This is a genomic window from Streptomyces sp. XY431, from assembly GCF_001279805.1.
Classification (GTDB): domain Bacteria; phylum Actinomycetota; class Actinomycetes; order Streptomycetales; family Streptomycetaceae; genus Kitasatospora; species Kitasatospora purpeofusca.
In genome coordinates this window covers 21,175-36,238 of record NZ_LGDO01000510.1, presented here as the reverse complement: position 1 = coordinate 36,238, position 15,064 = coordinate 21,175, and the positions used below count along the sequence as shown (strand labels likewise).

Below are 15,064 nucleotides of genomic sequence, written 5' to 3'. Positions count from 1 at the left end.
CCCCCGTGCCCGGACCGCCACAGGGCGCCCCGGTGCCGCCCGGTGTGCCGGCGGTCGGCCCGGGCTACTTCGCTGCGCTCAGCTACCGGGGCCCGGACGGGTCGGAGCAGAAGCTGCTGCACCGCAGCGAGCCCGGCACCCCGCACCCGGAGTGGAAGATCCTCCAGGACCTGCGGCGGCTGAACGTGCCGCCGGAGCAGGTGCTGGAGCTCTACACCGAGCTGGAGTCCTGCGACCTGCCCGGCGGCTACTGCCACCGGATGATCGCCGCCTCCTGGCCGAACGTCCGGCTCACCCACACGGCCGACTACGGCCGGGAGCACCACTCCCGGCAGGCCGGCATGGCCCAGCTGCTGGACCACCTGGACGAGCTGCACCAGCTGGCCTCCGGTCCACAGCGGGTCCGGCCGTTCCGGGTGCCGCCGCCCGCCCCGGGCACCGTCCCGGCGCCGCAGCCCGTCCCGCCGCAGCAGCTCGGCCAGGAGCTCGGCCAGGCCTTCGGGGCGAACGTGTTCCGCTTCGAGCAGCGCGCGGTGGCCCGGCAGGGTGTTCCCGAGCCGGTGGCGCAGACGCTGATGTGGGCGGGTCTGCCGCGCGAGTTCGGACCGTTCTTCTGGGCGCAGGCCCAGGAGGGCCGGCCGATCCCGACCCTCGCCGAGCTGGCGGCCGAACGGGGCCTGGCGGGCAGCACCGACTTCGGCGGCTACCTGGTGCTGGGCAACGACTACGGCCGGCAGCTGTGTGTGCAGTACGGCACGGCGCACGTGGTCGCGATGGATCTCGAAGGAACCGGGGAGGCGCCCCGGTTCGTCAACACAGGTGTACCGGAGTTCGTCCGCGCGCTGGCCCTGCTGGGCCGGATGTGGCGGCTGCGGTACGGGCTGACCCCGGACCAGGCCGGTCGCTGGACGACCGACTTCCAGGCTCAGCTGGCCGCGATCGACCCGGCTGCGCTCCAGTCCGCGGACACCTGGTGGGCCGTGCTGCTGGAGCAGTTCTGGGACGGCCTGCTCTAGCGGGTGGCCCCGGATCCACGCAGGTGGCTGGGGGTCGTTCCGGTGTCCGGAACGGCCCCTTCGGCGTACCGGTGCGGCGGCGCCTCATTGGGGTTTCGCCATGATCTGCGCAAAATAGGTCAAGAGGATGGTCGCAATCGTCCATTCTCGACATGTTTCGATCCGTTCGACGTTCGAATCCCGACCGGGTTCGTTGACCCGGTTCCCGAGCGGACCGATCCGTCCGATCATGGGCTCCGCAGCCCGCGACACGAGGGGAAGAGCCCATGAGCGACGCCGTCCCCCAGTACGGCTTCACCGTTGCCCGGCGCGGTTACGCGCCCGAGCAGGTCGACCGAGCCCTGACCGCCTACACCGCGCAGCGGGACGAGGCGTGGGAGCGGCTGAGCGTGCTCGGGTCCGGAATCCGGGAGATGGAACGCCGGCTGGCCGAGGTCAGGCAGGCCGCCGCCGATGCCCCGGAACCGGACTACGAGGTGCTCAGCGAGCAGGCCGCCGGGCTGGCCCGGACGGCCGAGAACGAGGCCCGCGCCGTCCGTGACAAGGCCGAGCGCGCGGCCGAGGACCTCCGCGACGAGGTCTACGAGGCCGGCCAGGCGGCCGACCGGGCCGCCAAGGAGTACGCGACCGTCACCCGGACCGAGGCCGACGCGGCCGCGCGCCGCACCGACGAGCGCACCAGGGCCGAGGCCGAGACGATCCGGGCCGACACCGACCGCGAGGTCCGGTCCGTCCGGGACGCCGCCACCGCGCACGCGGCCAAGGTCCGGGTCGCGGCCGCCGAGGCCTCCGAGCGGGCCGAGGCCAAGCTGGCCGAGCTGCGCCGCAAGGCCGACGAGACCTTCGCCGAGGCACAGAGCAGGGCCGACACCGAGGACGCGGCGATCTCCTCCACCGCCGAGCGGCGGGTCAAGGAGGCCGAGCAGTTCCGGGAGGCGGTGCTCGGCCGGATCAAGCAGAGCGACGCCGAGGCGCAGGCCAGGGCGGACGAACTGATCGAGCAGGCCCGGCGCGAGGCCGAGCGGATCAACACGGCGACCGAGCGCGAGCACCGAGAGTTCTCCGCCAGGCTGGAGACGGTGCAGCAGCACCTCGACCACATCAAGGCGACGCTGGCCTCGCTCACGGGTGCCGCGGTGGGTGCGATCGAGCCGCTGCCGGCCCCGGTGGCCGAGGCCCTGGCGGCCGAGGCCCGGGCCGACCTGGAGCGGGCCGACGACGCCCCGGCGGACGCCGCGCCCGCCGACGCGGCTCCGGCCGACGCGGCTCCCTCGGACGCGCCCCCAGTGGACTCGGAGGCGGACACCGGGGAGATCCCGCTGCCCGTCCCCGTCCCCGCCGCGGTTCCCGCCGCCGTGTCGGTCCCGGTGCCCGCGGCCGCCGACCCGCGGGCCGTTCTCCGCAAGGAGCCCGTCCCGGCCCTGCCCGTCGGCCCGGCGTCCGGCGCGGGCGAGGCGGCCACCGCGATGCTCCGGGTCACCCCCGGGCGGGTCGCGCCGGCCGTCGCCACCGGCCCGGTGCCGCCGAGGCCGGCCACGCCCCCGCCGGTTCCGGCGGCGGACGGCGGCGACGGGGCCGGCGCCGAGCGCCCGGCCGAGGAGGAGACCAGGATCATCCCGAAGATCGTGATCGTGGACGACGGCGCCGAGTACGGCACCCCGAACACGGTCGCCTACCGCCGTCGGCGCTGACCGCCCGCCGGCAGTCCGCACGGACCGGGCCCCGAACGCCGCGACGCGTTCGGGGCCCGGCGCGTCCGCGGACCCGGCCGGACGGCTGACCCGGCTGGTCGGCTGACCCGGCTGGTCGGCTGAGCCAGGGGGAGGCGGACCCGGCGGGACGGCTCAGAGCACCTCGACCGCGGCGCCGCCGGCCAGCCGCCGCCGGCAGTCCAGCACGTACCGGGCGTGGGCGGTGATCGCCCCGTAGTCGAAGTCGTCGTGGTCGGCCAGCAGCACGACCGCGTCCGCCGCCGCCAGCTCCTGCGGGCTCGCCTCCACCCGGTGGACGGCGGCGAAGGGGTCGCCGTGCGGGTCGTGCTCGGCCGCCCGCTGGCCCGGGATCACCGGCTCGGGCACGTGCACCCCGACCACCACGTGCGGATCGGCGGCGCGGACCTCGGCGCCCATCCGGACCAGCAGCTCGGCGACCCGGGCGGCCGGCGTCTCCCGGGCGTCGCCGGTGTTCCTCTTGTACGCCAGCCCCAGCAGCAGCACCCGCGAACCCTTGACCGAGCGCTGCCGCTCGTTCAGCGCCTCGGCGAGCCGCCGGACCACGTAGTCGGGCATGTGGCTGTTGACGTCGTTGGCCAGCTCGACGAAGCGGAACGACTGGCCGAGCGCCCGCTCCACCCGCCAGGACAGGTAGGACGGGTCGATCGGCAGGCAGTGCCCGCCCACCCCCGGGCCGGGGGTGAAGCGCAGATAGCCGAACGGCTTGGTGGAGGCGGCGTCGATGGCCTCCCAGACGTCGATCCCGAGATCGTGGGCGAACATCGCCAGCTCGTTGACCAGGGCGATGTTCACATGGCGGAAGGTGTTCTCCAGCAGCTTGGTCAGTTCGGCCTCCTTGCAGGAGGAGACCGGGACGGTCCGGTCGATCAGCCCGCCGTAGAAGCCCTCGACCGCGGCCAGTGAGGCCGGGTCGATCCCGGAGACCACCTTCGGGGTGTTCTCCAGCCGCCAGGTCGGGTTGCCCGGGTCGATCCGCTCGGGGCTGTAGCCGAGGTGGAAGTCCCGTCCGACGGTCAGTCCCGACCCCTGCTCCAGCAGCGGCGCGAGCAGCTCCTCGGTGGTGCCGGGGTAGGTGGTGGACTCCAGGACGACGGTCGCCCCCGGCCGCAGGTGCTGGGCGAGCAGGGCGGCCGAGGCCTCGATGTACGACAGGTCGGGCACGCCGTCGCGCAGCGGCGTCGGCACGGTGATCACCGCGACGTCGAAGTCCGCGACGTCGGACGGCTCGGCGGACGGCAGATAGCTCCCGTTCTCCAGCAGCGGCCGCAGCCGCTCGGCCGGGATGTCCTCGACGTAGGACTCGCCGACGGCCAGCCGTTTGATCCGGCGCTCGTCCACGTCGTAGCCGACCACCCGGTGTCCGACCTCGGCCGCGCGGACCGCGAGCGGCAGCCCCACGTAGCCCTGGCCTGCGATGACAACGCGCATGACGAAGAACCCCCTCCATCGCGACGCCCCTGGCCCCTCCGGGCGTCTCCACACGGTCTTCACCACAGGGTAGGGAGCGGGGCCGGACGGCGCGGGCTTTCCCGGGATTGCGCCGAAAGGGGCCGGAAAGGGACGCGGGGCCGCGATCGGGGCAGGGCGGCACGCGATCGTGACACCGGGTGTGTGGACGGGAAGGGCGGGCGGGGAAAAGAATGAGGCCGAGACCCGTGGCGTCCTCCAGGAAAGGACGCCACGGTTCCCGGCGTGTGGGCGGGCGCCCCCACCCAGGGCCGCCCGGCCTCGCACTCCCGACCCCCATCGGGTGTGCGACCGTGCCCCTCGCAGCCATCCCCCACGGTTGGGTGCGGCGGGCACATTCACCATGGTGCGCGATCTCCATGGACGGGCAGTGACAGGAGTATGTCCAGATCGTGGCAGAACGCGACGATGGGGAAACGGTCCGGCGGAACGCCAGGACCGGCAGCGTGCGGGCGGTGGTTCGTCCGCACCGGATCGCCGGCGGACCGCGTGCGGTTCGTGCGCGGGTCGCGCGCCGCCCCGCCCCCGGCCGTGTGCCGCGTGCGCGTCAGCCTCGCGGCGTAGGCTGGAGACCCCCGGCCGCACGGCGTGCCGGGCCGTTCGCGTTGCCCCAACGGGCCCAGGGCCCCCGGGCAGCACCTTCCTCGGGACGAAGAAGAGACTCCAGATGAGCCTGACCGGACTGCTCGATGTCGTCGCGCGGGACGCGGCCCTCGCCGAGGCGATCGAGGCCGCCACCGCCACCGGTGCGGCGGCCGGGGGCCGCCACCATCTCGACCTGGTCGGCCCGCCCGCCGCCAGGCCGTTCGCGATCGCCGCGCTGGCCCGCGCGCTCGCCGGGCAGGCGGCCGGGGAGCGGGGCCGTCCGGTGCTGGCCGTCACCGCCACCGGCCGGGAGGCCGAGGACCTCGCCGCCTCGCTCCGCTCGCTGCTGCCGCCGGACGCGGTCGCCGAGTTCCCGGCCTGGGAGACGCTGCCGCACGAGCGGCTGTCCCCGCGCTCGGACACGGTCGGCCGCCGGCTCGCGGTGCTGCGCCGGATCGTCCACCCGCGGGTCGACGACCCGGCGGCCGGACCGGTGCAGGTGATCGTCGCGCCGGTCCGCTCGGTGCTGCAGCCGCAGGTGAAGGGGCTGGCCGAGCTGGAGCCGGTGGCCGTGCAGCGCGGTGAGTCGCACGACCTGGACCAGGTGGCCCGGCGGCTCGCCGCTGCCGCCTACTCCCGGGTCGAACTCGTCGAGAAGCGAGGCGAGTTCGCCGTCCGCGGCGGCATCCTGGACGTCTTCCCGCCGACCGAGGAGCACCCGCTGCGGGTGGAGTTCTGGGGCGACGAGGTCGAGGAGATCCGGTACTTCAAGGTGGCCGACCAGCGGTCCCTGGAGATCGCCGAGCACGGCCTGTGGGCGCCGCCCTGTCGCGAGCTGCTGCTGACCGACGAGGTGCGGGCACGGGCCGCCGAACTGTCCGCCGAGCACCCGGGCCTGGCCGAGATCCTGGACCGGATCGCCGAGGGCATCGCGGTCGAGGGCATGGAGTCGCTGGCGCCCGTCCTGGTCGACGACATGGAACTGCTGGTCGACGTGCTGCCGCTGGGCTCGGTCGCGGTGGTCTGCGACCCCGAGCGGGTCCGCACCCGCGCCACCGACCTGGTGGCGACCAGTCAGGAGTTCCTGCACGCCTCCTGGGTGGCCGCCGCCTCCGGGGGCGACCGGCCGATCGACCTGGAGACCATCGACGTCTCGGCCGCCTCGCTGCGCTCGCTCGCCGAGGTGCGCGAGCACGCCGCCGAGATCGGCCTGCCGTGGTGGTCGGTCAGCCCGTTCGCGACCAGCGACGCCTCGGTGAGCGGTCTGCTGGAGTTCGACACCAACACCCTGACCCTCGGCATGCGCGCGGTCGAGGCGTACCGGGGCGACACCGCCCGGGCGATCGCCGACGCCAAGGAGCGGCTGGCCGCCGACTGGCGGGTGGTCATGGTGACCGAGGGCCACGGACCGGCCTCCCGGCTCGCCGAGGTGCTCGGCAACGAGGGCATCGCGGCCCGGCTGGTCGCCGACCTGTCCGAGGCCCCCACCCGGGACGTCGTGCACGTCTCCTGCGGCTCGATCGAGCACGGCTTCGTCGACGAGACGCTCAAGCTGACCGTGATCACCGAGACCGACCTGTCCGGCCAGCGGTCCTCGACCAAGGACATGCGGCGGATGCCGTCCCGGCGCCGCAACGCGATCGACCCGCTGGCGCTGGTGCCCGGCGACTACGTGGTGCACGAGGCGCACGGCGTCGGCCGGTACGTGGAGATGGTGCAGCGCACCGTGCAGGGTGCCACCCGCGAGTACCTGGTGCTGGAGTACGCGCCGGCCAAGCGGGGCCACCCCGGCGACCGGCTGTTCGTGCCGACCGACCAGCTCGACCAGGTCACCAAGTACGTCGGCGGCGAGGCCCCGACGCTGCACCGGCTGGGCGGCGCGGACTGGGCGAAGACCAAGCAGCGGGCCAAGAAGGCGGTCAAGGAGATCGCCGCCGACCTGATCAAGCTGTACTCGGCCCGGATGGCGGCCCCCGGCCACACCTTCGGCCCGGACACCCCGTGGCAGCGCGAGCTGGAGGACGCCTTCCCCTACGCGGAGACGCCCGACCAGCTGACCACCATCGCCGAGGTCAAGGCGGACATGGAGAAGTCCGTCCCGATGGACCGGCTGATCTGCGGCGACGTCGGTTACGGCAAGACCGAGATCGCAGTGCGGGCGGCCTTCAAGGCGGTCCAGGACGGCAAGCAGGTCGCGGTGCTGGTGCCGACCACGCTGCTGGTGCAGCAGCACTTCTCGACCTTCGCCGAGCGGTACGCCAACTTCCCGGTGACGGTGAAGGCGCTGTCCAGGTTCCAGAGCGACAGCGAGGCCAAGGCCGTGCTGGAGGGGCTGTTCGAGGGCTCGGTGGACGTCGTCATCGGCACCCACCGGCTGTTCTCCTCGGAGACCCGCTTCAAGGACCTCGGCCTGGTCATCGTCGACGAGGAGCAGCGCTTCGGTGTCGAGCACAAGGAGCAGCTGAAGAAGCTGCGGGCCAACGTCGACGTGCTCACCATGTCCGCGACCCCGATCCCGCGCACCCTGGAGATGGCGGTCACCGGGATCCGCGAGATGTCCACCATCACCACCCCGCCGGAGGAGCGGCACCCGGTGCTGACCTTCGTCGGCCCGTACGACGAGAAGCAGATCTCGGCCGCGATCCGGCGTGAACTCCTGCGCGAGGGCCAGGTGTTCTACATCCACAACCGGGTCGAGTCGATCGACAGGGCGGCCGCCCGGCTGAAGGACCTGGTGCCGGAGGCGCGGATCGCCACCGCGCACGGGCAGATGGGCGAGACCCAGCTGGAGAAGGTGGTCGTCGACTTCTGGGAGAAGGAGTTCGACGTCCTGGTGTCGACCACGATCGTCGAGTCCGGCATCGACATCTCCAACGCCAACACCCTGATCGTCGAGCGCGGCGACACCTTCGGCCTCTCCCAGCTGCACCAGCTGCGCGGCCGGGTGGGCCGGGGCCGGGAGCGCGGGTACGCCTACATGCTGTACCCGCCGGAGAAGCCGCTGACCGAGACGGCGCACGAGCGGCTGGCCACCATCGCCCAGCACACCGAGATGGGTGCCGGCATGTACGTCGCGATGAAGGACCTGGAGATCCGCGGCGCGGGCAACCTGCTCGGCGGCGAGCAGTCCGGGCACATCGCGGGTGTCGGCTTCGACCTCTACATGCGGATGGTGGGCGAGGCGGTGGCCGAGTTCCGGGAGTCGCTGGCCGGTGGCGGCGAGCCGGAGGAGGAGCCGCTGGAGGTGAAGATCGAGCTGCCGGTCGACGCCCATGTGCCGCACGACTACGCGCCGGGGGAGCGGCTGCGGCTCCAGGCCTACCGCTCGATCGCGGCGGTCAACTCGGAGGAGGACATCGTCCAGGTCCGGGACGAGCTGGCCGACCGGTACGGCAAGCTGCCCGAGCCGGTGGAGAACCTGCTGCTGGTGGCGGCGCTGCGGCTGTACGCGCGGCGGTGCGGCATCGCGGACATCACACTGCAGGGCTCCAATGTGCGCTTCGGCCCGGTCGAGCTGAGGGAGTCGCAGCAGCTGCGGCTGAACCGGCTCTACCCGCGCAGCCAGGTGAAGGCGGCGACCAGCCAGCTGCTGGTGCCGCGGCCGTCCACCGGGCGGATCGGCGGCAAGCCGCTGGTCGGGCGGGAGCTGCTGGCCTGGTCCAGGGAGTTCCTGTCGTCGATGTTCGACGACCTGGCGGGGGCGAGGAAGTAGCGGATCCCGCGGGGGTCGAGGGCCCCCGGAGGGGTCCTCGCCGGGTGCGGCCGGGCCCGGCCGCACCCGCTGAACCAAGCGGTCAGGCCGTATTCCTACCTGCCCACACCCAGGCTTCCGCGACAAGCTTCAGGACGGGTCGTTCCTCGCCAGCACGTTCGACAGGTCCTGCAGGCTCTCCGTCAGCTCGGGGGCGAATCGGTCGTCCTCCTCCGTGAGGAGCCGTAGCAGTGCGACCCGTTCCTGGGCCGGAGCGACTGCGGCGGCGTGGTCGTCGGACGATTCCAGGACCACCACGAGCACACCGAGTACCCGTGCCAGGACCGGTTTGTGCTGGTCCGGATCGGTTGCCGTCAGGCGCCGGAGCATGGCCACGGCCTCCTCGATGTGCTGGCGGGCCGTGTCATGGTGGTCGAGGCTGCTGTGGATGAGGGCTGTGTTGCCGAGGGCCTCGGCGAGATCGACCTCGTGGAGGCCGGGGTCCGCCGCGGCCAGCAGTCGTTGGATCCCGGTGGCCCGCCGGATGGCATCCAGAGCCTCCTCCGGCCGTTCGTGTTCGGCCAGTTGGTGGGCGAGGTCATTCAGACTGTGGGCCAACGCTTCGTTGTGCTGGTCGGGGTCGGCCGCGGCCAGGCGGGACAGCAGGGCAGCCCTTTCCTCGTGGACGGGCAGGGCCTCCTCCGGGCGCCCGGCCTCGGCCAGGCGGTGCGCGAGGGTACGGAGGGCCCAGGCCAGGGCTGCCTCGTGGGACCGCGGGTCCTCCCGGGCCAGTGTTCGGAATAGACCGACGGAGCGTTCGGCGGCGGCCACCGATGCCGGGGGGTCGGTCGTGATGAGCCGGATGGCCAGGTCGTCCAGCGTGTCCGCGAGGAGGGCGGCATCGAAGAACGGGGAGCCCGAGTCGGCCAGACCGTCCAGGATCGCCACGGCCTGCTGGCAGAGCGTGATGGACTCGGCGGAATCGCCGAGTTGGAGCAGGGAACTGCTCAGCTGCCGGAGCGCGTTGACGAACGGCACCAGGAAGCGGCCGGGGGCGCGTTCAGCGGGGATCCGGAGCAGCTCGACCAGGTCGCGCCCCACCTCGGCGGCCTCGTCGTACCGGCCCGCGTCCGCCAGGACGTCCGCCAGGGATCCGAGGGCGTGGACGAAACGGCCGAGGCCTCGTTGGTCCGCCGTGTTCGGACGGGTGCGGGAGAGGGCGATCGCCTCCCGGGCCGCAGCCGTGATCCTGTCCTCCTGCCCGGGAAGCGTCATGCGGACGCGCACGAGCGCGGTGAGTGCCTCGATGAGGCGGCGCTTCCGGTCGGCGTCGGGATTGTCGGGCCCGAGCTGTTCGGTGGCCGTGCGGAGGATGGCGACGCGCTCCTCGGCCGCCGCGCTGCTCTCGTCGAGGCTGCCGCTCATGAAGAGGGTCATGCTGAGGGTGGCCAAGGTCCAGGCGAGTTGATCGGCATGGGCCGGGTCGGTCGCGGCAAGTGCCCGGTTGATGGCGACGGCCTCACGGGCGGCGTCGACTGCCGAGGGAAGCCGGTCCGTGTCGCTGAGGTGGAGGGCGAGGTCGTCCAGGGCGTCCGCGAGGTCGGGCCGGTGCCGCGCCGGGTCCTGCTCGGTCAGTCGGCGCAGCAGGGCGATGCGTTCCTCGTCGACCGCGACGACCTCCTCGGTTCGCGCGGCACCCGCGAGACTGCGGGTGAGCGTCCGCAGGGTCCACAGCAGGTTGAGCTCGTGTCCGGCCGGATCGGCCTCGGCGAGGGCCCGGTAGTGCGTGACGGCCTCGCCGGCGGCGTCGACGGCCTGGGCGTTCCGGTTCAGCATGAGGGAGTGGAGGGCGAGGTCGTCCAGGGCGTCCGCGAGGTCGGGCCGGTGCCGCGCCGGGTCCTGCTCGGTCAGTCGGCGCAGCAGAGCGATGCGTTCCTCGTCGGCCGGGACGGCCTCCTCGGTCCGGTCGACCTGGGACAGCCTGCGGGCGAGTGCCCGAAGCGCCCGGACGAGTCCCTCGGTGTGGGCCGTGGCATCGGTTCCGACGAGCTGCCGGCTGATCGCCACGGCCTCCTCGGCCGCGGCGACGCCTTCGTCGGGCCGACCGGCCTGGCCCAGGCGCACGGCCAGGTAGTCAAGGGCATTCGCCAGATCGGGCAGGTGTACGACCGGATCTCGCTCGGCCAGCGGACGCAGGACGTTGACCCGCTCCTGGCTGGCTTCCAGCGCCTCGTCGGGCCGGTCGGCCTGTGAGAGCGACAGGGAGTGCACCCGGAGCCAGCGCGCGAGGAGGGGGAGCTGTGCGGGGTCGTCCACTGCGAGCCGTCGCGCGATGTCCACCGCCTCCTGTGCGGCGTGTTCGGACTCCTCCGCCCGGTCCTCCAGACTGAGGCGCATCGCAAGGTCGCCTGCGGCGTCCGCCAGGGCTGGCAGATGAGTGGCTGGTGCGCTCGCCGCGAGATCGCGCAACAGCCGCGTCCGCTCCTCGGCGAGCACCGTCGCCTCCTCGTGGCGGTCGGCCCTGCTGAGCCTGCGGCTGAGCGTTCCGAGCGACTGCGTGTACCGGGCCCGGGTAGCCGCGTTGTCCTGAACGGCGGCCTGCCGACGGAGGAGTTCCAGAGCTTCGACGCTGTCGGCTATGGCCTCCTCGGTGTGACTGGACTCTTCCAGCAGGGCGGCGGAGCCCTCCAGGGCATCGGCGAGGTCGGTCCGGTACTCGTCGGGATCCTCCTCGAAGAGCCGCCGTAGCAGACGGACCCGCTCCTCGGCCGCCAGGAGTGCCCCGTCGAGCTGCCCGACCTGGTTCAGGCGCCGTCCCAGTGTGCCGAGGGCCCAGGCGAGGCCGGGGACCTGGCCGGCGTCCTCGTTCGCGGCCTGTCGGTACAGTGCGACCGATTCCTGGGCGGCGGCCAGCGCCTCATCGGGGCGGTCGTCCTGGCCGAGGCGGATGGCGAGGTCGTCGAGGGCATCGGCGAGGGTTCCGCGATGACGGGTGTCCTCGGCGTTGAGGCGACGCAGCAGCGTGATGCGCTCTTCGATGACGGCGGTGGCCTCGGTCGTGTTGCTCACCTCGGCGAGCCGGCGCCCCAGGGTCCGTAGCGCTCCCGCGAGGTCGAGGGTGCTTTGGGGGGCGTCGGTCACGAGCGACCGGGTCAGCACGACCGCCTCATGGGCGGTGGCCACGGCCTCGTTCCGCTGCTCCGTCTGGCTGAGCCAGTCGGCCAGGTCGTCGAGCGCGATGGCCAGGACGGGCCGGAACTGTTCCGGATCCTCGTCGGCTAGCTGGCGCAGCAGGGCGACGCGCTCCTCGCTGACGGCGAGACCCTCCTCCCGTTCCTCCGCCTGGAGCAGGAGAAGACCGAGGGTCCCCAGCGTCTCGGAGAGGAGTCGGGGGACGGCCAGTTGGCGGCTGAGCTCCACCGCCTCGCGTGCCAGCGTCATGGCACGGTCCGGTGGGGCGTCGTCGACGAACGACAACTCGAAGGCGAGCCGGTCTACGGCCTCGACGAGATCCTGCAGGGCACCCGGCTGTTCGGCGGCCACGCGGCTGCGGAGCAGCGCGACCTGTTCCTCCGCGACGGCCGCGGACTCGGAATGGCGCTCGGCCTTGGACAGCAGGCGGCAGAGTTGGCGCATAGCCCTGCCGACCATGAGGTCCTTCACGGCCGGGTCGTCGTCGGCGCTCTCCCGGAGCACGGCGACGGATTCCTGCACCAGGGTGAGGGCCTCGCTGTCCCGGCCCAGTCGTTCCGTCTGCAGGCCGGTGTTGAGCAGCTGGTCGGCCAGGAACGGAACGCGCGCGTCGTCGCCCGCGGCGACGAGTCCGCGCGCCATCGCGATGCACTCCTGGCCGAGAGCGACGGCCTCCTCGTGGCGCGACAGCAGTCGCAAGCAGGAGCCGAGAGTGTCCATGGACCACGCGAGGGCCCGGCGGGAGGCAAGGTCCTCGCCGACCACCGTTCGGCCGAGGGCGACGGACTCCTCGGCGGCGGGAAGTGCCTCGGTGGTCCGGCCGACCTCGGTCAGCTGGAGGGCGAGGTCGTCCAGGGCGTCGGCGAGGTCGAGAAGATGAGCCGCGCCGTCGGTGCCGAGGCCGCGCAGGATCTCGATCCGGGCCTCGACGGCCGCGATGGCCCGCGTGAGGCGCTGGGAGTCGGCGAGGGCGAGGCTCAGTGTACGGAGCGCGTCGGCGTGCCCCTTCGGCTCCGGGGTGCCGGCCTCGGCGAGCTGCCTGTAGAGGGCGACGCTCTCCTCGGCGTTGACGAGGGCGTCGTCTGTGCGGTCGGCCCGGGCGTATGCGGCCGCGAGCTCGTTGAGGGCGGCGGCCAGCCCGGGCTCCGGGACGGGCCGGCCGTCTGCCGGGAGCGACCGGAGACGCGCTACGGAGTCGGCGGCCGTGGCGATGTCCGATTCGGCCAGCTCGCGTCGGCCGAGGGACTCTGCGGTACGCCCCAGGTGTGCTTCGGCCAGCTCGTCGAGGCCGGTGAGGGCGGTCGGATCGAGCCCCCGGTGAACATCCAGGGCCTCGAGGTCCGCCGCCAGGGCGGAATCGTTCTCGCCGAGCGCCCGGTACCGCTGACCGAGAACGAGCAGGGCTTCCAGGAACCGGACCGACAGCTGGTGTTCCGCGTCCGGGGCGAGGTCGCGCAGGATTTCGACGCCTTCGTTCGCGGCTGCCAGGGCCTGTTCGGGCTGCCCGTCGAGTGCCAGCCGCGCCCCGTATTCGGCCAGCGCCCAGGCCAGCCCCCGGCCGAAGCGGTCCGGCTCCGCGAAGAACAGCGATCGGGTGACCTCGCAGATTCGGGCCCAGGTACGGACCGAGCTGTGTCGGGAGGCCAGGCGTCTGCTCTCCGCCGCCGCGTCCGGCCGCCGAAGGTCGATGCCCTGCTCCAACACCAGGAGTGTCCGAACCTCCTCCACGAAAGGATCGCCCGTCGGGTCTGCGGCGATGCCGGGCGGGAGCGGGTGGTCGGCCTCGGCGGTGGGCGGCAGACCCAGGGCGCGCCGGAGCGGGTTCGACAGCAGGGCGAAGGGCATCGGGTCACCGCTTCCGGCCGGTCGGAGCCAGACGGGGAAGTGCGCGGACCGGCCGGCCAGTCGCTCCAGCTCGCAGGAGACGTGTTCGTTGCACGCGACGAGTTCGTTCAGCGGGACCAGCTGCAGAAGCGTGTCGATCGCTTCCGGCGCGATGGAGAAGGGTAGGCCGGGCAGGTCGGAGGCGGGGGCGCAGTTGGGCGGGCGGCGGAGCGGCGCACCCAGCACGACCTCCGCGAGGGCGACGGTGTTGGCCGATCCGCCCGCCCCCGGGTTGACGTAGCTGTTGATCAACTGCATGACCGCCATGGTCACCGTGCCTCGGGCGGCCACGTGGGCGGCGAGCTGCCGGGCCTCCGGGGAGGCGCTGCGCAGGAAGTGCGCGAGCTGCGCGTTCGGGTTCCGGTCGGCGGGCCCGGCCCCGTCTGTGGAGCCGGACCACAGGTTCAACACGGTTGGTCGGCCGGGAACGGTGATGGTGCGGACCCAAGCGGAGAGCGCCGTCGGGGTGAGGGCGAGAACCGGGACGGCCATGTCCTCGAACCGTGCGACCTCCGGCGGTAGGACGGGATCGCTGGTCCGCCAGGTGCTGTTGGGCTCGCCTGCGGCCGGCGCCGCGGCCTGCCACGCCGTGGTCGTGATGCCGCTTCCGGGCCAGAGCCTGCGCGGGAGGGTGTGGACGATCGCGGTGGGCCCGCGCGAGGCCCAGGTACGGAGCAGGGGCTTCGCCCGGTCGTGCGACCAGAGGGCGGAGCTCCCGTCGCTGACGACGAGCACCATGGTGCGGCTGGCCGCCGGTACGAGGTTGCCGGGGGCGAGCGGAGCGGCGTCCAGGGCTCCGTGCCGTCGGGTGACGATCGGCCGTCGCTCCCGCTCCGACCAGCGCAGCCCGTAGCGGTCGATCGTGCGGAACGCGCCCGTGCGCTCCAACAGGCCGCTCAGAGAATCCACCTGGTGCTCCCACAGCTGCATGACGGCGTTCTCCTCGACGACCAGGGCGAGGCGCAGCCACGGTTCCTGCTGGGGGCGCAGGACACCCTGGATCAGCCTGGTCTCCGCGATGGCCTCGACGGTGGCCGCTTCGTTCAGCTCGTACCGGGACGTGCTGGGAGTGTGCCTCTTGAGCGGGCGAAGGGCCCGGCCGAGCGCGAGCGCGTCGGGGATCGCCCGGGGAGCCGGCGCGCTGATCGCCGGCGCATGGCGGTGCCGGTTCGCTCGGTCCGGCTCCCCGCCCGGTGCTGGCGGTGCGGTGGTGGATGCGGTGGGGCCGTTCTCCGTGGCCGGGCGATGGGGTGCCTCCTCCTCCGGCCCGGTCGCGAACAGTCCGAGCGGGTCAGCGGTCGAGGGTTTGGCGGACGAGGGCGGCTGCAGCCGCCCTCCGGCGGCCGTCGGGGGTACCGGATCGGCCGGTTCGGGGGCGCCGGTCGCGGCGCGGACCCGGAGGATCGGCGCGGCCGCCCCCGTGGGCAGCCGTGCGGCCAGCCAGAGCGCGTCGAGGATCTCCTCCTGCGCGGGAGCCAGCGGGGTCGTCGCCAAGG

At 73.2% G+C, this 15,064-nt stretch carries 5 protein-coding genes; 3 read left to right on the top strand and 2 right to left on the bottom strand.

All coding sequences use genetic code 11. The annotated features are described in order from the left end of the window. Positions 1 to 1,016: SUKH-4 family immunity protein (locus ADK60_RS37730; RefSeq protein ID WP_234371459.1), on the top strand; the 1,016-nt coding region annotated here is incomplete at its 5' end. Positions 1,017 to 1,282: 266 nt separating this feature from the next. After that, positions 1,283 to 2,707 (top strand): hypothetical protein, encoded by a 1,425-nt coding sequence (locus ADK60_RS45400; protein ID WP_053651322.1) that lies wholly within the window; start codon positions 1,283 to 1,285, stop codon positions 2,705 to 2,707. Between the two features lie 153 nt (positions 2,708 to 2,860). On the opposite strand, the gene ADK60_RS37720 is transcribed toward ADK60_RS45400, so the two are convergent. Continuing rightward, positions 2,861 to 4,177, bottom strand: coding sequence for a nucleotide sugar dehydrogenase (locus ADK60_RS37720; protein WP_053651321.1), 1,317 nt, complete (start codon positions 4,175 to 4,177; stop codon positions 2,861 to 2,863). A gap of 706 nt (positions 4,178 to 4,883) precedes the next feature. Here ADK60_RS37720 and mfd point away from each other — a divergent pair. Next, positions 4,884 to 8,513 carry a transcription-repair coupling factor gene (mfd, locus tag ADK60_RS37715; protein ID WP_053651320.1) on the top strand — a complete coding sequence of 1,210 codons (3,630 nt, stop codon included), beginning with the start codon at positions 4,884 to 4,886 and terminating at the stop codon, positions 8,511 to 8,513. Between the two features lie 129 nt (positions 8,514 to 8,642). On the opposite strand, the gene ADK60_RS37710 is transcribed toward mfd, so the two are convergent. Then, entirely contained in the window at positions 8,643 to 15,062 is a 6,420-nt protein-coding gene (locus tag ADK60_RS37710) for an SAV_2336 N-terminal domain-related protein (protein WP_053651319.1), read from the bottom strand. Positions 15,063 to 15,064 lie beyond the last annotated feature (2 nt).